This is a genomic window from Roseomonas sp. 18066 (genome assembly GCF_902706185.1).
Taxonomy (GTDB): domain Bacteria; phylum Pseudomonadota; class Alphaproteobacteria; order Acetobacterales; family Acetobacteraceae; genus Pseudoroseomonas.
In genome coordinates this window covers 18,411-37,950 of sequence record NZ_CACSJM010000050.1, presented here as the reverse complement: position 1 = coordinate 37,950, position 19,540 = coordinate 18,411, and the positions used below count along the sequence as shown (strand labels likewise).

The following is a 19,540-nucleotide window of genomic DNA, read 5'->3' as shown; positions in this document are numbered from 1 at the left end:
GGTCTGGGGTGCGGGGGCGGCAGTGGCGCGGTCGGGGCTTGTCATGATAGGCCGAGGCTGGACCGCAACCCCGCCGCCGCGCAAGCCGTGCCGCCTGCCCCCGCGCATTTGCCCATCGCATTTCCTGCCTCCCCGGCGGGGAGCGCTTGTACCGCGCAGAGACGAGACGATGTTCCGCCGATGAACGCCACGCCGCCGCCCGCCAACGCCGCCTTCTTCACCGAGACGGTGGATCACGTCCATCACTGGACGGACCGGCTGTTCACCTTCCGCTGCTCGCGCGATCCCGCCTTCCGCTTCCAGGCCGGACAATTCGCGATGATCGGGCTGATGGTGGACGGCAAGCCCCTGCTGCGCGCCTATTCCATGGCCAGCGCCGCCTATGACGACTTCTTCGAGTTCCTGTCGATCAAGGTGCCGGACGGGCCGCTGACCAGCCGGCTGCAGCACATCAAGCCGGGCGACCAGGTGCTGATCGGCCGCAAGGCGGTGGGCACGCTGGTGCCGGACAGCCTGCTGCCGGGCAAGACGCTGTGGATGCTGGGCACCGGCACCGGCCTCGCCCCCTTCATGGCGCTGGTCAAGGACCCGGAGGTCTTCGACCGCTTCGAGCGCGTCGTGCTGGTGCATGGCGTGCGCGAGGTGAAGGAGCTCGCCTACCAGGACTTCCTGTCCACCGAGATCCACGACCATGAGCTGCTGGGCGAGCTGGTCGGCGACAAGCTCGTCTACTACCCGACCGTTACGCGGGAGCCGTTCCGCAACCAGGGGCGGGTCACCGACCTGATCCGCTCGGGCAAGCTGGAGGCCGATATCGGCCTGCCGCCGATCTCCACCGAGGATGACCGCGTCATGCTCTGCGGCAGCCCGGAGATGCTGGCCGAGATGAAGGCCATCCTCGAGGAGAAGGGCTTCAAGGAAGGCGCCGGCAACCGCCCCGGCCACTACGTGATCGAGAAGGCCTTCGTCGAGAAGTGATTTTTGTCAGTTCTCCGCGGCCCGCTGGGCCGCGGAGGGCGTGGCCCAGGCGCGGATCTCTTCCTGTTGCGCCTCGGTCAGATCGCGCTTCGGCAAGGGCAGGGCCATCGCCTGCAGCGCCGGGCCGAAGCGCAGCACCAGCAGCTCCGGCAGCACCTCCAGGCTGTCCAGCGCGGCGCGCTCGAAGACCCAGCAGAAACCCTCGCCGCGGCAGGTCAGCCGGGTGGGTTCCAGCGTGACCTCGACCCTGCCGAACAGCGGCTCCCGCGCGGCGTCGGCGGCATAGGGCGCCAGGATCCGCCGCATCGAGGCCCGCGGCCGCGCCTGCTGCAGCATGGCGATCAGCCCGGCCACCGCCAGGATGCCGCCGGCAACCCAGAGCTCGAAGGGCTCGGGCGCCCGCCACAGCGAGGGCTTTTCTCCCAGATGCCGCAGCAGCCCGTCGACGACGCGCAGGCTGGCGACCGCCAGCGCCGCCAGCCAGACGCCCTGCAACAGGGAAATTGCCGTCGGCAGCGCGATCGGCAGGTGCCGCGCCGCATCGAGGGCCAGCAACCGCGCCTGGTCCTCGGCCCGCCATTCGACCGACAGCCGGCTCACCACATCGGCCCCCGGGCGTGGCGGGAGACCCAGTCGCGCAGCCGCTCCAGCGCGGCCGGGTCCAGGCCGGCGCGCGGCAGGACCAGCAGGATGCCGAAGCCGAAGCGCAGCACCAGCTGGTCGCGCCCCTCGATCATGCCGCGCAGCAGGGCGGCCTCGTAGCGCAGCCGCCGCCCGTCATCCTGCCATTCGAGGAACGCTTCGCCGATGCGCAGCCGGGCCGCGGGCTCGGGCGCGCCGGCGGGCAGCATCCGCCCCAATTGCCGGCCGACCAGCCAGCGGATCAGCCAGGGGCGCAGCCGCGCCTCGGCCAGCCAGCCCAGCGCCGCGGCCAGCACCAGCAGCAGCGCCAGCACGACGACATTGCGGCCATGCGGGTGGGTGCCCTTCCACAGCGGCGTCTCGCCCGATTGCAGGTGCAGCACCGCGGCCAGCATCACCAGCCCCCCCAGCAGCGCGCCGCCCAGGCCGGTCGACAGCGCATCCGCCTGGGCCCGCAGCGACAGCCGGTGCCCGGCCAGCTGGTCGGCGCGCGTCACCGTGAAGCCTGGCTCCAGCAGCGGCGGTGGGGGCGCGGCGCCGGTCGTCGGCACGGCGCCGCGGCGGGCCGGGGACGGCTGCGGCATGCGGGGCGTTTCCCTCGAGGTTACGCCCCAGCCATGCGGCGCCCGCCGGCGCCGGGCCAGTCACGAAGCCGCAAGGGCTTTTGCGCCGCGTGCAAGACTTCGTTGCTTCATCGCGGGGGACTGAAACGAAGCCCCTGGCTAGTCTTTTCCCCCTGGCGGGCCAGGATCGGCCCGCCCCAGAACGAAAGGAATGCCATGCGCAAGATGCTGATGCTCGGGGCCGGAGCGCTGCTGCTGGGCGCCTCGGGCCTGGCCGTGGCCCAGACTGCCACCCCGCCGGCCGCGCCGCAGGGCCAGGCCGCGACCCCGCCGCCGCCGCCGCCGGGCGGTCCCATGGGCGGTCCCGGTGGCCCTGGCCGTCCCCCCGGCCCGCCGCCGCGCTTCGCCCATGGTGGCCCTGATGGCGGCCCCGGCTTCGGCCATCGCCCACCGCCGCCGCCGCGCGGCGCCTCGTTCAAGCTGGAGCGGGGCGAGACCAGCATCTCCGTCCGCTGCGCCGAGAACGAGACGATGCAGGCCTGCGTCACCGCCGCCTCGGCCCTGCTGGACAAGATGAACAGCGTCAGCCGCTGAGCCTTCCTGCCGGGACGGCGGCCGCCGCAAAAGCGGTCCAAGGTCCCGTCCCGGCAGCATTTTCTCCCCCGCCGAGGCGGATATCCTTACGGTACCATCACAGTCACGTCACCGGTTCCGCGATCGCCTGGCTCCGGCTTGATCAGGGTCAAGGCGACGGTCAGCGTGATGCGCCACCCTGCGCCGCAGGCCGGGAACGGCCGCCGGCCCCGGAAGGCGACGGCGACCTTCCCGGGACGCAGACCGTGAAGGACCGCGCATGTCGACCGCCGCCCCCACCCCCGCCAGCCAGCAGCCAGGGGTGAACCCCCTGGCGGTGCCGGACAGCACCTCGCCGCCCATCGCCTCCGGCCCCGAGCCCGGCTCCAACCGCAAGCTGGGCTTCCTGCTGCTGGCCGTTGGTCTCTATATCGCGGTGCTGCTGCTGCCGACGCCGGCCGGGCTGTCCGCCTCCGGCCAGGTGGCGCTGGCCCTGCTGGCGCTGGTGATCACGCTGTGGATCAGCGAATGCGTCTCGCCGGCGACCTCCGCCGTCATCCTGACCGGCGCCGCCGTGGTCGGACTGATGGGCAAGCCGCTGACCGGCGGCGCCAGGCCGATGTCCTCCGCCGACGCGCTGACCGTCATGCTGGGCGGGTTTTCCTCGACCGCCGTGCTGCTGGTGGCCGCCGCGCTGTTCCTGGCGGTGGCGCTGAAGCACACCGGCCTCGACAAGCGGGTGGCGCTGCTGGTGATGAGCCGGGTGGGCATCTCGCCGGCGCGGCTGACGGTCGGCGCGATGATCGTGGGCTTCGTCCTCGCGCTGTTCATCCCGTCCGCCACCGCCCGCGTCGGCGCGGTGATCCCGATCATGGTGGGCATCACCGCCGCCCTGGGCCTGCCGGTGGCCAGCTCGCTCGGCGCGACCCTGATGATCGTCACCGCCCAGGCCTGCTCGATCTTCAACATCGCGGTGAAGACGGGTGCGGCGCAGAACCTGATCAGCCTGAACTTCATGCAGGGCGCCTATGGCCACAGCGTGACCTGGGGCGGCTGGTTCATCACCGCGCTGCCCTTCACCCTGGGCATGAGCCTGGTGCTGTTCCTGGTCTCGCTCTGGCTGCTGCGGCCGCAGGTGCCCAGCGCCGAGGAAGCCGCCCCCCGCCTGCAGGCGCAGCTCGACGCGCTGGGCCCGGTGACGGCGCCGGAGAAGCGGCTGATCGCGGTGGCCGTGCTGCTGCTGCTGCTGTGGTCGACCGAGGGCATGCTGCATCCGCTGGACACCACCACCACCACCCAGCTGGGCATCGCCCTGCTGCTGATGCCGCGCATCGGCGTCATGCACTGGGCCCAGGCGGAAAAGCTGGTGCCCTGGGGCACCGTGGTGCTCTTCGCCGCCTCGATCTCGCTCGGCACGCTGCTGTCGCGCACCGGGGCGGCGGGGTGGCTGGCGCAGGTCACCCTCGGCCAGCTTGGGCTCGAGTCCCTGCCGGTGGTCGCCGTGATCGGGGCGCTCGCGCTGTTCAGCATCGTGCTGCATCTGGGCTTCGCCTCGGCGACGGGGCTGGCCAGCACGCTGATCCCGATCGTCATCGCCTTCAGCCAGACCCTGCCGGTGCCGGCCAACACCGCCTTCGGCATCGTGCTGATCCAGAGCTTCGTCGTCTCCTTCGGCTTCATCCTGCCGACCAACGCGCCGCAGAACATGCTGTGCTACGGCACCGGCGCCTTCGCCATGACCCAGTTCGCCAAGGTCGGCATCATCGTCACCATCGCCGGCTTCGCGCTGATCCTGCTGCTCTCGGCCACCATCTGGCCGATGATGGGAGTGTTGTGATGGCTGCGCATATCGGCATCATCGGCGCCGGCCAGGTCGGCGCCGCCGCCGCCTATCTGCTCTCCGCCACCTCCGGCATCGGCGACATCGTCCTGGTCGACCTGGACGAGGCCCGCGCCGCGGGCGAGGCCGCCGATATCGGCCATGCCGCCGCCTTCGGCTCCGCCGCCCGCGTGCACCAGGGCGACTATGCCGACCTGGCCGGGGCGCAGGTGGTGGTGATCACCGCCGGCGCCAGCCTGAAGCCCGGCCAGACCCGGCTGGAGCTGCTGGGCCAGAACATCCGCATCGTCGGCCATATCATCGAGGAAGTGCTGAAGGTGGCGCCGGAGGCCATCCTGCTCTTCGCCACCAACCCGGTGGACGTGATGCCGGCCATCGCGGTCCGCCATTTCGGCATGGCGCCGGGCCGCGCCATCGGCACCGGCTGCGCCCTCGATTCGATCCGCTTCCGCGACCGCCTGGCCCGCCACCTTGAAGTCGCGCCGAGCTCCGTCCATGCCTCCGTCCTCGGCGAGCATGGCGACTCAGAGGTGCTGCACTGGTCCAGCGCCCAGATCGGTGGCCTGCCCATCGTCGATTTCGCGGCCCAGATCGGCCGCCCGATCGACGCCGCGATGAAGGCGCAGATCGCGGAAGACGTGCGCACCGCCGCCTACCGCATCAAGGAAGGCAAGGGGGTGTCGAATTTCGGCATTGGCGGCTGCATCGCCCGCCTGGTCCGCGCCCTTGCGCTGGCGGAAAACTCGGTGTTCAGCGTCTCGACCTACATGCCCGAGCTGCTGGGCGTGGCAGAGACCTGCATCTCCCTGCCGCATGTATTGGGGCGTGCTGGGGCCTCGAAGCCGTTGCTTCCACCGTTGGACAACGTCGAGACCGAGGCTTTGAAGAACAGCGCCGAAGTTTTGGCCGGGACGATCAAGGCAGGGATGAAGGCTCTAAAAGCATAAGAGGCAAGGCCAGGGGAATGAATTCCCTTTTCTTTCGGACTGCCGTGTCCACGTGGAGACAGTACGTGAAACGGCCAAGAGTCAGCGCGACCTGTGAGGGGGCGCTGATTATATGAAAATGCGTCCCGCCGTGATGCCCTGGTGTCGGCTTCGTTGAAGCGCTGGTCCCGCGTCGGCCGGTGATCAGAAAAAAGAAGGGGGTTCGGGGGAATTCATTCCCCCGACCTGCCCATCCCCTTCGCTTCAGCCCGCAAAAGCCGGGAACGACGACGGCGACAGCGTCTCGATATCGCGGCCGGCCCAGTCGCGTTCTTTCATGCCTGCCCACATGGCTTCGGCGCCCTTCTGGACTTCGCGGCCCAGCTCGATCGGGTCGTAGCCGGGGACGATGCCGTTCTCCATCACCGTGCGGCCGTCGATGATCGAGGTCTGCAGGTCTTCCGCCGTCGCCGAGAAGACCAGGTTGCGGATGGGGTCGCGCAGCGGGGTCATGAACATGCTCTCGCCCTGCCAGATCAGCAGGTCGGCCTTGGCGCCGACGCTGACGCGGCCGATATCCTCGCGGCCCAGCGCCTTGGCGCCGTTCAGGGTGGCGGCGTTGAACACGTCGGCCGCGGTCGCGACCTGGGTGCGGCGGTCGACGATCTTCGAGCAGACCGAGGTCCAGCGCATCGCCTCGATCATGCTTTGCGGGCAGGTATCGGTGGCGATGGTCATGTTGACGCCGCGCGCCTGGTAGCGGGCGAAGCTCTCCATCGCGATGCCGCGGCGGGCGAAGACCCAGACGGCGTGGGCCACGTTGGCGCCGCTATCGGCCAGGATGCCGATGTCGTCGGCCTGGTAGTTGGCCCAGGAGCTCTCGCCCGGGATGATGCAGTGCCCGAGGATGCAGCGTTCCGAAAGAAACCCGATCTTCTGCAGCCACTCGATGGGGGTGCAGCCGTTGCGGCGGGTCATCTCGTGGAATTCGGGGACCGACTGCGAGACGTGCAGCGCCAGCGGCAGCTTCATGTCGCGGGCCGCATCGGCCGAGCGCTTCAGCAGCGCCTCCGAGCAGGTGTCGATCTGCATGGGCGTCAGGAAGCCCTTGATGCGGCCATTGGCGCGGCCTTCCACCTTCTCGACGAAGGACACCGCGTCGTTGAAGCCGGCCAGCCCGTCATCCGCCAGCCACTCGTATTCCACCGTGCGGCCGTTGGCGGTCAGCCAGCGGCCGGAGCGGTAGCCCTGGCCGATATAGGCGCGCAGGCCGACGCGCTCGGCATGCTCGGCGACCACGTCGCCATGCCAGCCGATCTCCATGATGGTGGTGGTGCCGGTGCGCAGCAGCTCGGGCATCGAATAGGCGATGCAGGCGCGGCGGGCGGCGTCGGTGATGGCGCCGTCGCGGGCGGTCAGGAACTCGAACAGGCCGGACAGGTAGAACTGCCGCGGGCCGCGATCCTCGACGAAGCTCTTGTCGAGCGGGCTTTCGGACAGATGCGCGTGGGTGTTGATGAAGCCCGGGGTGACCAGCTTGCCGGTGGCGTCGATGGTGTGGTCGACCTCGCCCTCGAAGTCGCGGCCGACATGGATGATGGTGTCGTTCTCATAGACCACCACCCCGTCCTTCAGGTGGCGGTGCCCGCCATCCTGGTAGGCGATGATATGCGAGGCGCGAATCAGCGTGCGGGCCACCGGCGGTCTCCTGCGGGACGGGGAAGCGGCGAGGGTCACAAAGCCCCTGGCGGTGGTCAAGCCGCCCCCTGGCCGCCATTCGCATTCCCCTGGGCGAACCGCGGCTTGGCCGGGCTCGTTTCGCTCCCGGCCGCGTCGCGTGGTATCGACCTGCAAGCAACGGGGACCCGCGCATGGCCGAGATCATCCTGACCACGCTGCTGACGCTGGATGGCGTGATGGAGGCGCCGGGCGGCGAGCCCGGCCATCCGCATACCGGCTGGGCCGGGCGCTGCATGGGGCCTGAGGAAATCGCCTTCAAGCAGGCGGAGGCCGAGGCGGCCGGCGCGCTGCTGCTCGGCCGCGTCACCTACGCCTCCTTCCTGGAAGGCTGGCGCCAGGCGGAGGGCGCCTTCGCCGCGCGGATGAACGCCATGCCGAAATACGTCGTCACCCGCGACGCCGCGCCGCTGCAATGGCAGGGGGCGCGCCGGGTCGAGGGCCCGCTGCTGCCGGCCATCGCGGCGCTGAAGGAGGCCGCCGAGGGGCCGCTGCTGCTGTCCGGCAGCCGGCGGCTGGCCCAGGCGCTGCTGGCGGGGGGCCTGGTCGACGAGCTGCGGCTGATGATCTTCCCGGTCACCGTCGGCGGCGGCCGGCGCCTCTTCGCGACCGACGACCGCCTCGACGATTGGAAACTGGAAGAAAACCGCGCCTTCGAGACGGGGACGCTGGCGCTGCGCTATCGCCGGAAGGCCTAGCCGCCCGGCGCCCGCGCCACCTCCGCCGCCGGCCCGGCCAGCGACGGCGTGGGCTCGGCCGGCCGCCCCAGCCAGGCGGCGCCCACCTGGTCGGCCCCCGACGGCAGCGGCGCCCGGGCGGAGAGCATCCAGGCCAGCATGTCGTCAGCCACCTGGTCGCGGATGCTGTCGCGCAGCAGCAGGTGCAGCCCGTTGGGGTAGCGCGCCAGCCGGGTGTCGGGGCGCATCTGCGCCAGCTGGCCCTGGGTCACCTCGGGCGGCACCACGCGGTCCTTGGCGCCTTGCAGCACCAGGGTCGGCACGCCGCAGCAGCCGGGCAGGTTCAGGCTGGCCCGGTCCATCAGGTCCAGCAGCCCCCAGGCGGCGTCGATCCGGGTGTCCTTGATGGTCAGCGGGTCGCGGCCGAAGCGGCGCAGCGCCTCCTCGTTGTCGCTGGCGACGATGCTGCCGGCGCCGGGCGGGAAGGCCAGCGCCGGCAGGGTATGCGCCAGCAGCCAGAAGGCGCCGACCGCGACCGGCCCGATCTCGGCGCGCGACCAGAAGGCGGGGGCCATCAGCATCATCCCGTCCACCGGCAGCGGCTGGGCGGTGGCCGCCAGCACGGCGACCGAGGCGCCCATGCTCTCGCCGATCAGGAACAGCGGCGTCTCCGGATAGCGGGCGCGCAGCAGGCGCAGCGCGGTCGCGGCGTCGGCCGCCATGCTCTCCGCCCCCGCCCAGAGCGTCCGCCCCGGCGAGGCGCCGAAGCCGCGCTGGTCATAGGCGTAGGTCAGCACCCCCGCCTCGGCCAGGCGGCCGAAACCGTCCTGCAGGAAATTGCCGGAATGGTCGTTGAAGCCGTGCAGCGCCAGCAGCACGGCGCGCACCGGCACGCCGGGCGGCGGGTCGCGCCGGCGCAGCTTCAGCGCGGCGCCGTCGGCGGCCAGGATCGCCTCCTCCTGCAGCAGGGGCGCGGTGACCACGGGGCCGGCGGGCTCGACCCGCGGCGCGCAGGCGGCGGCGCCCAGCAGGGAGGCGAGGGCCAGGGCGCGGGCGGCGCGGCGGGTGCGATGCAGCATCTTCAAGCGCATAGCCTTGCCGGCCGCGCCGCTGCAATGGCTCGCTGCAAAATCGCAACAAACGCCAAGGCTCCGCTTCCGGGGCCGCGCCACCGTCGACCATGGTGTCAACCCTGGCGGCCGGGCGGCGCTGGCTTTATGGTCCGAGGCCCTACTGGCCAGATGACGGGACCTCCCCCCGATGCGCGATCCGAACCTCACGGGCTACACCCCGAAAGCCACCCCCGGCGTGACGCCGGTCGACACCCAGGAGGTCACCAGCCGGGTGGTCACCTGCGACGGTGGCGGCGGCGCCCTCGGCCATCCCGGCGTCTCGCTGCGCATCGAGGACAAGCAGGTCACCTGCCCCTATTGCTCGCGCACCTTCATCCTGCAGGACGGTGCCGGTGGCGGCGACCATCACTGAAGTTCCGGCGGCCGCCGACCTGCTGGACGGGGCGGCGCCCAACGCCGCCGCCGGCAGCGGCGCCACGGCCGAGGCGCAGCCGCATCTGATCCTGATCGACGGCTCGGGCTATATCTTCCGCGCCTTCCACGCCCTGCCGCCGATGACCCGGCCGGATGGCGTGCCGGTCAATGCGGTCTTCGGCTTCTCCAACATGCTGGGCCAGTTCCTGACCAAGCATGTCGGCAGCCATATCGCCGTGGTCTTCGACACCTCGCGGAAAACCTTCCGCAGCGATTTCTACCCCGACTACAAGGCGCACCGCCCTGAGCCGCCGCCGGAGCTGGTGCCCCAGTTCGCGCTGATCCGCGAGGCCACCGCGGCCTTCGGCGTCGCCGGCGTCGAGCTGGACGGCTTCGAGGCCGACGACCTGATCGCGGGCTATGCCAAGGCCTTCGTCGAGACCGGCGGCCAGGTCACCGTCGTCTCCTCCGACAAGGACCTGATGCAGCTGGTGCGCCCCGGCGTGCAGCTGCTGGACCCGATCAAGCAGAAGCCGATCCGCGAGCCCGAGGTGCTGGAGAAGTTCGGCGTCACCCCGGACAAGGTGGTCGATGTCCAGGCGCTGGCCGGCGACAGCACCGACAATGTGCCCGGCGTGCCCGGCATCGGCATCAAGACCGCCGCCCAGCTGATCCTGGAATATGGCGACCTCGAGGGCCTGCTGGCGGCGGCCGACAAGATCAAGCAGCCGAAGCGGCGCGAGGCGCTGCTGGCCAATGCCGAGCTGGCGCGCATCAGCCGCCGCCTGGTGCTGCTGGACGAGAACTGCCCGCTGCCCTCGCCGATCGACGCGCTGCTGGCCCGCGCGCCGGAGCCCACGCGCCTGTCCGGCTTCCTGCGCGAGCAGGGCTTCCGCTCGATGCTGCACCGCATGGGCCTCGACGGCGACACCGCCCCCGAATCGGCCCCGGTCAGCCGCCCGCGCCAGGCCTTCCAGCTGCCCGGCCTGCAGCCTGAGGCCGCTGCCCCCGAGCCGGTCTCGACCGAGGCCGCGCCCTTCGGCCCCTATGAGACGATCTCCGACCCTTCAGTCCTGGCGCAATGGGTCGCCGAGGCGCGGGCTTCCGGCCTGCTCGCCATCGACACCGAGACCGACGGGCTGGACGCGCTGAACGCCAACCTGGTCGGCATCTCGCTGGCCGTGGCCCCGGGCCGCGCCTGCTACATCCCGCTGCGCCATGGGCCCCCGCCCGGCACCGGCGACATGCTGCAGGAAGCGCCCGTCGCGCCGCCGCAGATGACCCAGGACGAAGCGGTGGACGCGCTGCGCCCGCTGCTGGCCGACCCTTCGGTCCTGAAGATCCTGCACAACGCCAAGTTCGACCTCGAGGTGCTGGGCCGCGCCGAGCATGGCGCCCTGGCCCTGGCCCCGGTCGATGACACCATGCTGATCTCCTACAGCATGGATGCCGGCCGCCACGGCCATGGCATGGACGAGCTGTCGCTGCGCCATCTCGGCCACCGCCCGATCTCCTTCGACGAGGTCACCGGCACCGGCCGCGCCCGCATCCCCTTCACCCAGGTGGCGATGGACAAGGCCACCGCCTATGCCGCCGAGGATGCCGACGTCACCCTGCGGCTGTGGCAGGCGCTGCGGCCGAAGCTGCTGCCGCAGAAGGCGCTGACCCTCTACGAGCAGGTCGAGCGCCGCATGGTCGCCGTGCTGCGCGAGATGGAGCTGGCCGGCATCAAGGTCGACGGCGCCGAGCTGGCCCGCATCGGCGAGGATTTCTCCCAGCGCATGGTGGTGCTGGAGCAGGCGATCCACACGCTCGCCGGCAAGCCCTTCAACGTGGGTTCCCCCAAGCAATTGGGCGAGATCCTGTTCGATGAACAAAAACTGCCGGGCGGCAAGCGCGGCAAGGCCGGCGCCTGGGGCACCGACGCCGCCGTGCTGGAAGACCTTGCCGCCCGCGGCCATGAGCTGCCGCGTCAGGTGATGAACTGGCGCCAGCTGGCCAAGCTGAAATCGACCTATGTGGAGGGCCTGGCCGCGCAGATCGACCCGCGCGACCGCCGCGTCCACACCGATTTCTCCATGGCCATCACCTCGACCGGGCGGCTGTCCTCGACCGAGCCGAACCTGCAGAACATCCCGATCCGCTCGGAGGAAGGCGTGCGCATCCGCCGCGCCTTCGTCGCCGAGCCGGGCCATGTGCTGCTGGCGGCCGACTATTCGCAGATCGAGCTGCGCCTGCTCGCCCATCTGGCCGATGTGCCCTCGCTGCGCGACGCCTTCGAGAAGGGCGAGGACATCCACAGCCGCACGGCCTCCGACATCTTCGGCCTGCCGCGCGACCAGGTGGACAAGGAAGCCCGCCGCCGCGCCAAGACCATCAACTTCGGCATCATCTACGGCATGTCGGCCTTCGGCCTGGCGGCCCGCCTGGGCATCTCCCCCGGCGAGGCGCGCGGCATCATCGACGCCTATTTCTCCCAGTATCCCGGCATCCTGGAAGAGATGGAGCGGCTGAAGTCGGAAGCCCGCGAGACCGGCTACGTCATGACCCCCTTCGGCCGCCGCCTGTGGATCGACGGCATCCAGGCCAAGGAGCAGGCCCGCCGCGGCAATGCCGAGCGCGCGGCGATCAACGCCCCCTTCCAGGGCGGCGCCGCCGAGATCATCAAGCGGGCCATGGTGCGCATGCCGGCAGCGCTGAAGGCCGCCAACCTCTCGGCCCGCATGCTGCTGCAGGTGCATGACGAACTTCTGTTCGAAGTGCCGCAGGGTGAGGTCACGGCGACCGCTGAATGCGTCCGGGTCGTGATGGAGGGCGTCGCGGAACTGCGGGTGCCGCTGAAGGCCGAGATCGGGTTCGGGGCCAATTGGGCGGAAGCCCATTAAGCAAGCGAAGGCCGGGGGGATAGTATCCCCCCGGACCCCGCCTTTCATTTAGCTCCGCTTCACGAAACCCCGATCCGTCAACTGCAGGGCCCGCAGGTCGATGCTCATCTCGGTGCGGAAACGCTGCACCGCCGCCTCGCCCAGCTGCGTCTTCAGGGCCGGGTTGTTCTGCTGGCCAGCCATCACCCAGGCGCTGCCCTGCAGAAACTGGTTGTAGATGAACATCTCGGCCATCTCCTGCCGCTGGGCGTCGTCCATCTTGCCGAAGGCCTCGTTGCGGGCCAGCAGCGGCGCCACCTGCGCCCGCACCCCCATCACCTGCGCTGGCGTGGTCTCCTCCACCCCATGCGCCATCTGCCAGTTCTGCACCCAATAGGCGGTCAGCGCATCGACCACGTCGCCGGGCTTCAGCCCGTCCGTCGCCACCTGCTGCGCCCAGAGCGCCAGCACATCCTGCTGCTCCATCACCTGGCGCATCTGCCCGGCCGTCTCGGCGCCCGAGCGCTGCTGCACCCAGCCCAAAAACTGCTCCCGCACCTGCCGCGTCACCTCGGGCGTCGCCTGGTAGGTGGTGACCATCGCGGCCCCGGGCGCCGGGGCAGGCGCCGGTGCTGCCTGGGGCCCCAGCGGCACCCCGAACATCCCGCGGCCACCCGCGGGGGGCGTGGGCGCGGGTGCCGCCCCGGCATTGCCGATGGCCCGCTCGAACAGGTCGCGCGACTGCTGGGCCTGGGCCACGGGCCCGGCGATGCCGGCGGCCAGCAGGGTCAGGAGGAGAAGACGCATGGGGTCCGGATTCCTTGCGGCTGGGAATGGCCCGGATCATGCCGCCCGGCATGGCGGAAGCGAGGCACCCGCCGACACCTTCCCGTGACGCCCGCGACACGTTTGCGCCAGCGCCGGCGGGACTGGTCACAAGCCGCCGCCGGGGGCACTCTGCGGCCCGTCCAGCCAGGATCGCGGCGCCGCATGACCTTCGGTTTTGACCAGCTTTTTTCACGGATCCGTCATACGCGGCCCGTTGTTGACACTCATTCTCATTCGCGCCTATTCCGCCCCATGCGGCGCCGTCGCCTCCTCCAAGCCCACGGCGCGCTGCTGGCATTGCTCTGCGCCCCGGCGCCCCCCGCCGCTGCGCAGAGCGCCGCTGGAATTTCCCCCGTGCCGGCCCCTGCCGGATCCTGGCCGCGCCAGGTGGTCGACGCCGCCGGGCGGACCGTCACCATCCCGCGCCCGCCGACCCGCATCCTGCTGGGCAGCGGCTTCAACCTGATCCCGCTGTCGCTGCTGCACCCCGACCCGGTCAGCCTGGTCGCCGCCTGGGCCAACGACCTGAAGCGGGTCAACCCGCCGATGGCCGAGGCCTATGAGCGCCGCTTCCCCCGCCTGGGCACGATCCCGCTGATCGGCGACAACGGCGGCGCCGGCGTCTCGCTGGAGCATGCCTTGTCGGCCAGCCCGGACCTGGCGCTGATGAGCGGCTGGCACGCCTGGTCCGAGGCCGGCCGCCTGGTCATCCAGCGGCTGCAGGATGCCGGCGTGCCGACCCTGGTGCTGAACTTCAGCGACGACCCGCTGGCCAACACGCCGCGCAGCATGCGCGCGCTCGGCCAGGCGATCGGCCGCGAGGAGCAGGGCGAGGCCTTCTCGGCGTTCTACGAGCAGCGCGTCGCCGCCATCCGGGCGCGCGTGGCGGAAAAGCCGGAGCCGCGCCCCCGCGTCCTGCTGCAGGCCTTCGGCGGCAGCACCGATTGCTGCTGGGTCTGGAACAATGGCGGGCTGGGCAGCCTGGTGGGCGCGCTCGGCGTCCGCAACATCGGCGCCGAGGTGCTGCCGCCCGCCGGCCTGGGCGGCACCATGTATCTGGAAAGCGTGCTGGCGCAGGACCCGGAGGTCTATGTCACCACCGGCCTGCCGCGCCGCGAATTCACCATCGGCCCGGGCGTGACGCGCGAGCAGGCCCGCGCCTCGCTGGCCCAGGTGGTGCGTGGCGCCGGCCTGTCCAGCCTGAGCGCCGCGCGCAACGGCCGGGTGCATGGCATCTGGAACCATTTCAACGCCGTGCCGCTGAACATCCTGGCCTTCGAGGCCATGGCGCGCTGGACCCGACCTGATCTGTTCCCTGACCTCGACCCAGCGGCGACCCTGGCGGCGATCAACGCGCGTTTCGCGGCGATGCCCTTCGAGGGCACCTTCTGGGTGAGCGTCGATCCGGCGAAGCCGTGATGTGCTGGCCCCTCAACGGCCGTTGATCAGAAAAAAGATGGGGGCTCGGGGGAATTCCTTCCCCCGACCTTTCCTCATTCTTCCCTGAATCTAAACCTGCTCCCCACCACGCTGTCTTCCAGCGCCGCCAGGATGGTGGCCTTGCCGGCCTCGGTGTGTGCCACCGCGATGACCTCGTCGAACCATGGGATGCTGCCCCGGACCCGCCCCAGGAACAGCCGGTCCAGCGCCACGGCGGCCTGGCCCCGCGGCGCGCAGCAGCCGCAGCCGATCGGGTGGCCTCCCGGCGGCGGCGGGGCGAAGCGTTCCACCGTCGCCAGGCCGGGCGGCAGCGGCGCGCCATCCTCGGCCAGCACGGTGGCGCCGGGCGGGAGCTGGGCCGCGTCCAGCAGGCGGAGAGGGGTTCGGGCATCGATGGACCAGCGCATGACGCTAGACATAAAGAAGTCTTTATGTCATCCGCAAGCCCATGGAGCCCTTGTTGGCGCAGTTGCGCGCCGCCGCCGAACCGACCCGCCTTCGTCTGCTGGCGCTCTGCGCCCGCGGCGCCTTCTGCGTGACCGAGCTCTGCGCCATCCTGGGCCAGAGCCAGCCGCGGCTGTCGCGCCACCTGAAGCTGCTGGTCGAGGCCGGGCTGCTGGACCGCCTGCCGGAGGGCGCCAATGTCTATTTCCAGCTGCCGCCCGAGGCCGACCTGGCCCGGCTGATGCTGGCCCGCCTGCCCGAGGATGACGTGACCATCGCCGCCGACCGCCGCGCCGCCGCGCGCATCGCCGCCGAGCGGGCGCGGGCGGCCTCCGACGCCTTCCGCCGCGATGGCGCCGACTGGGACGAGATGCGCGCGCTGGAGCTGCCGGGCCCGGCCATCGAGGCGGCGCTGCTGGGCCAGATGGCGGCGCATTTCGGCGAGCGCCGGCTGGGCCGCATCGCCGATATCGGCACCGGCACCGGCCGCCTGCTGGAGGTGCTGGCGCCGCGCGCCGAGGCGCTGCTGGGGCTGGATGCCAGCCGCGAGATGCTGGCGCTGGCCCGCGCGCGGCTGGGCGAGCGCGGCATCGCCAATGCCAGCGTGCGGCTGGCCGACATGTACCGCCTGCCGCTGCCGGACGCCGGCTTCGACGCCGCGACGCTGCAGATGGTGCTGCATTACGCCGATGACCCGGCCGCGGCGCTGGCCGAGGCCGCCCGGCTGCTGCGCCCCGACGGGCTGCTGCTGGTGGTCGACCTGGCGCCGCATGCCCGTGGCGAGCTGCTGGCCGGCTTCGCGCATCGCTGGCCCGGCTTCGACGATGCCGCCATGGCCGGCTGGATGGGCGCCGCCGGCTGCGCGCCGCTGTCGCCGGTGACGCTGGAGGGCCCGCTGGCCGTCAAGCTGTGGCCGGCGCGGCGGCTGTCCGTGCCGGTCGTCGCCCTGCCCGAACCTGCTTTGAACTTCTGAGATAGAGAGAAGGCCCCGCCCCATGGCCCGTCCGCCCCTGCTGGAAGCGCTTCGTGACCGCGTGCTGCTGTGTGACGGCGGCATGGGCAGCCGTGTCCAGGCGCTGACCCTGGATGTCGAGAAGGACTACTGGGGCAAGGAGAACTGCACCGAGGTGCTGTGCCTCTCGCGCCCCGAGCTCGTGCGGGAAATCCACCGCGGCTATTACGAGGCCGGGTCGGACATGGTGCTGACCAACAGCTTCGGCGGCTCGCCGATCACGCTGGAGGAGTTCGAGCTAGGCTCGAAGGCCTTCGAGATCAACAAGCTGTCGGTCGAGCTGGCGCGCGAGGCGGCGGAGAGCTTCGCGGATGGCCGTGACCGCTGGGTGATCGGCGATATTGGCCCGGGCACCAAGCTGCCGACGCTGGGCCATATCGACTACGACACCCTGGAAGCCGCGCTGACCGAGCAGTGCCGCGGGCTGATCGCCGGCGGCGCCGACGCGCTGCTGACCGAGACCAACCAGGACACGCTGTTCATCAAGGCCGCCGTCAACGCCGCCAAGATCGCGCTGCGCGAGACGGGCAAGGACATCCCGATCTTCGTGCAGGTGACGGTGGAGACCACCGGCACGCTGCTGGTCGGCGCCGACATCGCCGCCGCGACCACGGTGATCCAGGCGCTCGACGTGCCGCTGATCGGGCTGAACTGCGCGACCGGCCCGCAGGAGATGGCCGAGCATGTCCGCTACCTGGCGCGCAACTGGCCCGGCCTGGTCTCGGTGCAGCCCAATGCCGGCCTGCCGGAGCTGGTCGACGGCCAGACCTATTATCCGCTCGGCGCCGAGGAGATGGCGAGCTGGATGGAGCGCTTCGTCGTCGAGGACGGGGTCAACCTGATCGGCGGCTGCTGCGGCACCTCGACCCCGCATATCCAGGCGCTGGACGCCATGCTGCGCCGGGTCGGCGGCAGCCGCTTCCGCCCCAGCCCGGTGGCGCGCAAGGTGCATTGGATCCCCGCCGTCGCCAGCCTCTATGGCGCGACCACGCTGCGGCAGGAGAATTCCTACTTCTCCATCGGCGAGCGCTGCAACGCCAATGGCTCCAAGGCCTGGCGCGAGCGGCAGGCGGCGCATGACTGGGACGCCTGCGTCTCGATCGGGCGCGAGCAGGTGGGCGAGGGCTCGAACAGCCTCGACATCTGCACCGCCTTCGTCGGCCGCGACGAGATGGCCGAGATGAACGAGGTGGTCCGCCGCTTCACCGGCAGCGTCAACGCGCCGCTGGTGATCGACAGCACCGAGACGCCGGTGATCGAGGCCGCCCTGAAGCTGCATGGCGGCAAGCCGATCATCAACTCGATCAACTTCGAGGATGGCGAGCAGGCGGCCGAGGACCGGCTGAAGCTGGCGAAGAAGTTCGGCGCCGCGGTCATCGCGCTGACCATCGACGAGGTCGGCATGGCGAAGACCGCCGAGGACAAGCTGCGCATCGCCGAGCGGCTGGTCGACTTCGCCTGCAACAAGCATGGCCTGCCGCAGAGCGACCTGCTGATCGACCCGCTGACCTTCACCATCGCCACCGGCAACGAGGACGACCGCAAGCTGGGCGAATGGACGCTGGAGGGCATCCGCCTGATCCGGCAGAAATTCCCCGACATCCAGATCATCCTCGGCCTGTCAAATATTTCCTTCGGCCTGAACCCGGCCTCGCGGCACGTGCTGAACAGCGTCTTCCTGGATCTTGCGGTGAAGGCCGGCATGACCGGCGCCATCGTGCATGTCTCCAAGATCAAGCCGCTGCACAGCATCCCGCCCGAGGAGGTGAAGGTCGCCGAGGACCTGATCTTCGACCGCCGCGCCGAGGATTACGACCCGCTGCAGAAGCTGCTGGAGATGTTCGCCGGCCGGAAGGCCGCGGATTCGGTCAAGAAGGTGAAGGCCGAGACCGTCGAGGGCCGGCTGAAGGACCGCATCGTCGATGGCGACCGCAAGGGGCTGGACGACGAGCTGGCCGATGCCCTGGCCCGCGGCATCAAGCCGCTCGACATCATCAACGGCATCCTGCTGGATGGCATGAAGGTGGTGGGCGAGCTGTTCGGCGCCGGCAAGATGCAGCTGCCCTTCGTGCTGCAATCGGCCGAGACCATGAAGGCCGCCGTCGCCTATCTCGAGCCCCACATGGAAAAGGCCGAGGGCCAGGAGAAAGGCACCATCGTGCTCGCCACCGTGAAGGGCGACGTGCACGACATCGGCAAGAACCTGGTCGACATCATCCTGACCAACAACGGCTACAAGGTGGTCAACCTGGGCATCAAGGTGCCGCTGGCGGATATGATGGTGGCGGTGAAGCAGCACCGCGCGCATGCCATCGGCATGTCCGGCCTGCTGGTGAAGTCGACCGTGGTGATGCGCGAGAACCTGGAGGAAATGGCCCGCCAGGGGCTCGAGGTGCCGGTGCTGCTGGGCGGCGCCGCGCTGACCCGCAACTTCGTGGAAGATGATTGCGTCCAGGCCTATGCCAGCGGCGGCAATGCGGCCGGGCGCGTCGCCTATGCCCGCGACGCCTTCGACGGGCTGCACCTGATGGACAAGGTGATGGGGCCGGATTTCGACGGCTATCTGGCGGCGCTGCAGTCGAAGCGCGCCGGCAAGTCGAAGAACACCACCCGCGTGCTGGGCACCGCCGATCCGCGCGGCTTCGCCCCCGTCGACGTCAACTACGCCCGGGAGCGCCGCCACCGGGTGACGGCGGAGGAAGCCGTGCCGGTGCCGCCCTTCTGGGGCGCCCGCGTGGTGGAGGCCGACCCGAAGGCGGTGGTGCCCTTCATCAACGAGCGCAGCCTGTACCAGTTCCAGTGGGGCTTCCGGAAGCAGGGCCGCAGCCTGGACGACTTCATCGGCTGGGCGAAGCAGGAGCTGCGCCCGGTGCTGAAGCGCATGCTGCTGCTGGCCGAGCAGGACAAGATCCTGCGGCCGCAGGCGATCTACGGCTATTGGAAATGCGCTGGCCAGGGCAACGACCTGGTGCTGTTCGAGGAGGACGGCATCACCGAGGCCTGCCGCTTCACCCTGCCGCGCCAGCCGAAGGCGGATGGCGACTGCATCGCCGATTTCGTGCGCGACATCGATGACGGCCCGGCGGCGCGCGACGTGATCGGGCTGCAGGTGGTGACCGTCGGCCAGAAGGCCAGCGACATCGCCCGCGACTGGTTCGAGGGCAACCGCTACCAGGACTATCTCTACCTGCACGGCCTGTCGGTGGAGATGGCGGAAGCCATGGCCGAATACGTCCACAAGCGGATCCGCGCCGAGCTCGGCTACGCCGCCTTCGACGACCGCGACATGGAGAAGATGCTGAGCCAGGGCTATCGCGGCGGCCGCTACTCCTTCGGCTACCCGGCCTGCCCGCGCCTCGAAGACCAGGCGCCGCTGCTGAAGCTGCTGAACGCCGAACGCATCGGCGTGTCGATCAGCGACGAATGGCAGCTGCACCCGGAACAATCGACCAGCGCCATTGTCCTGCACCATCCGCGGGCGAAGTATTTTTCGGTCTAAGAGTCGGGCAGGCCAGGGGAATGAATTCCC

The 19,540-nt window shown here is 70.5% G+C and carries 16 protein-coding genes; 10 read left to right on the top strand and 6 right to left on the bottom strand.

The window, feature by feature from the left end:
* Positions 1-180 precede the first annotated feature (180 nt).
* Positions 181-978, top strand: a complete 798-nt coding sequence (locus tag GVN67_RS12410) for a ferredoxin--NADP reductase (RefSeq protein WP_159996316.1) — start codon at positions 181-183, stop codon at positions 976-978.
* Positions 979-984: 6 nt separating this feature from the next.
* Here GVN67_RS12410 and GVN67_RS12405 read toward each other — a convergent pair whose 3' ends face one another.
* Positions 985-1,578 (bottom strand): hypothetical protein, encoded by a 594-nt coding sequence (locus GVN67_RS12405; protein ID WP_159996314.1) that lies wholly within the window; start codon positions 1,576-1,578, stop codon positions 985-987.
* Positions 1,575-2,204 (bottom strand): hypothetical protein, encoded by a 630-nt coding sequence (locus GVN67_RS12400; RefSeq protein WP_159996312.1) that lies wholly within the window; start codon positions 2,202-2,204, stop codon positions 1,575-1,577. The genes GVN67_RS12405 and GVN67_RS12400 overlap by 4 nt, the downstream gene beginning before the upstream one ends.
* 195 nt (positions 2,205-2,399) lie before the next feature.
* Between GVN67_RS12400 and GVN67_RS12395 the strand changes: the two genes are divergently transcribed.
* The 3 genes from GVN67_RS12395 (at position 2,400) to GVN67_RS12385 (ending at position 5,543) form a co-directional block, all read left to right on the top strand.
* Positions 2,400-2,777, top strand: a complete 378-nt coding sequence (locus GVN67_RS12395) for a hypothetical protein (protein ID WP_200845239.1) — start codon at positions 2,400-2,402, stop codon at positions 2,775-2,777.
* A gap of 259 nt (positions 2,778-3,036) precedes the next feature.
* The gene (locus tag GVN67_RS12390; RefSeq protein ID WP_159996310.1) at positions 3,037-4,593 is read left to right on the top strand and encodes a DASS family sodium-coupled anion symporter; all 1,557 of its coding nucleotides are present in this window, start codon (positions 3,037-3,039) and stop codon (positions 4,591-4,593) included.
* Positions 4,593-5,543: a lactate/malate family dehydrogenase gene (locus GVN67_RS12385; protein ID WP_159996308.1), complete on the top strand. Its 951-nt coding sequence runs from the start codon at positions 4,593-4,595 to the stop codon at positions 5,541-5,543. The genes GVN67_RS12390 and GVN67_RS12385 overlap by 1 nt, the downstream gene beginning before the upstream one ends.
* 243 nt (positions 5,544-5,786) lie before the next feature.
* Here GVN67_RS12385 and GVN67_RS12380 read toward each other — a convergent pair whose 3' ends face one another.
* The gene (locus GVN67_RS12380) at positions 5,787-7,220 is read right to left on the bottom strand and encodes a chlorohydrolase family protein (protein WP_159996306.1); all 1,434 of its coding nucleotides are present in this window, start codon (positions 7,218-7,220) and stop codon (positions 5,787-5,789) included.
* Positions 7,221-7,393: 173 nt separating this feature from the next.
* Between GVN67_RS12380 and GVN67_RS12375 the strand changes: the two genes are divergently transcribed.
* Positions 7,394-7,957, top strand: a complete 564-nt coding sequence (locus GVN67_RS12375; RefSeq protein ID WP_159996304.1) for a dihydrofolate reductase family protein — start codon at positions 7,394-7,396, stop codon at positions 7,955-7,957.
* On the opposite strand, the gene GVN67_RS12370 is transcribed toward GVN67_RS12375, so the two are convergent.
* Positions 7,954-9,015 carry an alpha/beta hydrolase gene (locus tag GVN67_RS12370; protein ID WP_159996302.1) on the bottom strand — a complete coding sequence of 354 codons (1,062 nt, stop codon included), beginning with the start codon at positions 9,013-9,015 and terminating at the stop codon, positions 7,954-7,956. The two genes, GVN67_RS12375 and GVN67_RS12370, sit on opposite strands and share 4 nt — an antisense overlap.
* 181 nt (positions 9,016-9,196) lie before the next feature.
* Here GVN67_RS12370 and GVN67_RS12365 point away from each other — a divergent pair, with 181 nt between their 5' ends.
* Both GVN67_RS12365 and polA read left to right on the top strand, forming a co-directional pair.
* The gene (locus tag GVN67_RS12365) at positions 9,197-9,421 is read left to right on the top strand and encodes a zinc-finger domain-containing protein (RefSeq protein ID WP_159996300.1); all 225 of its coding nucleotides are present in this window, start codon (positions 9,197-9,199) and stop codon (positions 9,419-9,421) included.
* A gap of 22 nt (positions 9,422-9,443) precedes the next feature.
* Complete coding sequence (polA, locus tag GVN67_RS12360) at positions 9,444-12,308, top strand: DNA polymerase I (RefSeq protein ID WP_159996322.1); 2,865 nt, start codon at positions 9,444-9,446, stop codon at positions 12,306-12,308.
* Positions 12,309-12,356: 48 nt separating this feature from the next.
* On the opposite strand, the gene GVN67_RS12355 is transcribed toward polA, so the two are convergent.
* Positions 12,357-13,094 carry a DUF6683 family protein gene (locus GVN67_RS12355; RefSeq protein ID WP_159996298.1) on the bottom strand — a complete coding sequence of 246 codons (738 nt, stop codon included), beginning with the start codon at positions 13,092-13,094 and terminating at the stop codon, positions 12,357-12,359.
* A gap of 375 nt (positions 13,095-13,469) precedes the next feature.
* Between GVN67_RS12355 and GVN67_RS12350 the strand changes: the two genes are divergently transcribed.
* Positions 13,470-14,534, top strand: a complete 1,065-nt coding sequence (locus GVN67_RS12350; protein ID WP_235035266.1) for an ABC transporter substrate-binding protein — start codon at positions 13,470-13,472, stop codon at positions 14,532-14,534.
* Between the two features lie 74 nt (positions 14,535-14,608).
* On the opposite strand, the gene GVN67_RS12345 is transcribed toward GVN67_RS12350, so the two are convergent.
* Positions 14,609-14,962 (bottom strand): hypothetical protein, encoded by a 354-nt coding sequence (locus tag GVN67_RS12345; RefSeq protein WP_235035265.1) that lies wholly within the window; start codon positions 14,960-14,962, stop codon positions 14,609-14,611.
* A 41-nt stretch (positions 14,963-15,003) separates the two neighbouring features.
* Here GVN67_RS12345 and GVN67_RS12340 point away from each other — a divergent pair, with 41 nt between their 5' ends.
* Together GVN67_RS12340 and metH are read left to right on the top strand one after the other, a co-directional pair.
* Positions 15,004-15,972, top strand: a complete 969-nt coding sequence (locus GVN67_RS12340) for a metalloregulator ArsR/SmtB family transcription factor (protein WP_159996292.1) — start codon at positions 15,004-15,006, stop codon at positions 15,970-15,972.
* Positions 15,973-15,994: 22 nt separating this feature from the next.
* Positions 15,995-19,510, top strand: a complete 3,516-nt coding sequence (gene metH, locus GVN67_RS12335) for a methionine synthase (RefSeq protein ID WP_159996290.1) — start codon at positions 15,995-15,997, stop codon at positions 19,508-19,510.
* Positions 19,511-19,540 lie beyond the last annotated feature (30 nt).

Bases quoted from the DNA above. Each gene is read 5' to 3' on its own strand.
- GVN67_RS12410 (WP_159996316.1), top strand. From the start codon at position 181: ATGAACGCCACGCCGCCGCCCGCCAACGCCGCCTTCTTCACCGAGACG.
- GVN67_RS12400 (WP_159996312.1), bottom strand. From the start codon at position 2,204: ATGCCGCAGCCGTCCCCGGCCCGCCGCGGCGCCGTGCCGACGACCGGC.
- GVN67_RS12395 (WP_200845239.1), top strand. From the start codon at position 2,400: ATGCGCAAGATGCTGATGCTCGGGGCCGGAGCGCTGCTGCTGGGCGCC.
- GVN67_RS12390 (WP_159996310.1), top strand. From the start codon at position 3,037: ATGTCGACCGCCGCCCCCACCCCCGCCAGCCAGCAGCCAGGGGTGAAC.
- GVN67_RS12385 (WP_159996308.1), top strand. From the start codon at position 4,593: ATGGCTGCGCATATCGGCATCATCGGCGCCGGCCAGGTCGGCGCCGCC.
- GVN67_RS12375 (WP_159996304.1), top strand. From the start codon at position 7,394: ATGGCCGAGATCATCCTGACCACGCTGCTGACGCTGGATGGCGTGATG.
- GVN67_RS12370 (WP_159996302.1), bottom strand. From the start codon at position 9,015: ATGCTGCATCGCACCCGCCGCGCCGCCCGCGCCCTGGCCCTCGCCTCC.
- GVN67_RS12365 (WP_159996300.1), top strand. From the start codon at position 9,197: ATGCGCGATCCGAACCTCACGGGCTACACCCCGAAAGCCACCCCCGGC.
- GVN67_RS12355 (WP_159996298.1), bottom strand. From the start codon at position 13,094: ATGCGTCTTCTCCTCCTGACCCTGCTGGCCGCCGGCATCGCCGGGCCC.
- GVN67_RS12345 (WP_235035265.1), bottom strand. From the start codon at position 14,962: ATGCGCTGGTCCATCGATGCCCGAACCCCTCTCCGCCTGCTGGACGCG.
- GVN67_RS12340 (WP_159996292.1), top strand. From the start codon at position 15,004: ATGGAGCCCTTGTTGGCGCAGTTGCGCGCCGCCGCCGAACCGACCCGC.
- metH (WP_159996290.1), top strand. From the start codon at position 15,995: ATGGCCCGTCCGCCCCTGCTGGAAGCGCTTCGTGACCGCGTGCTGCTG.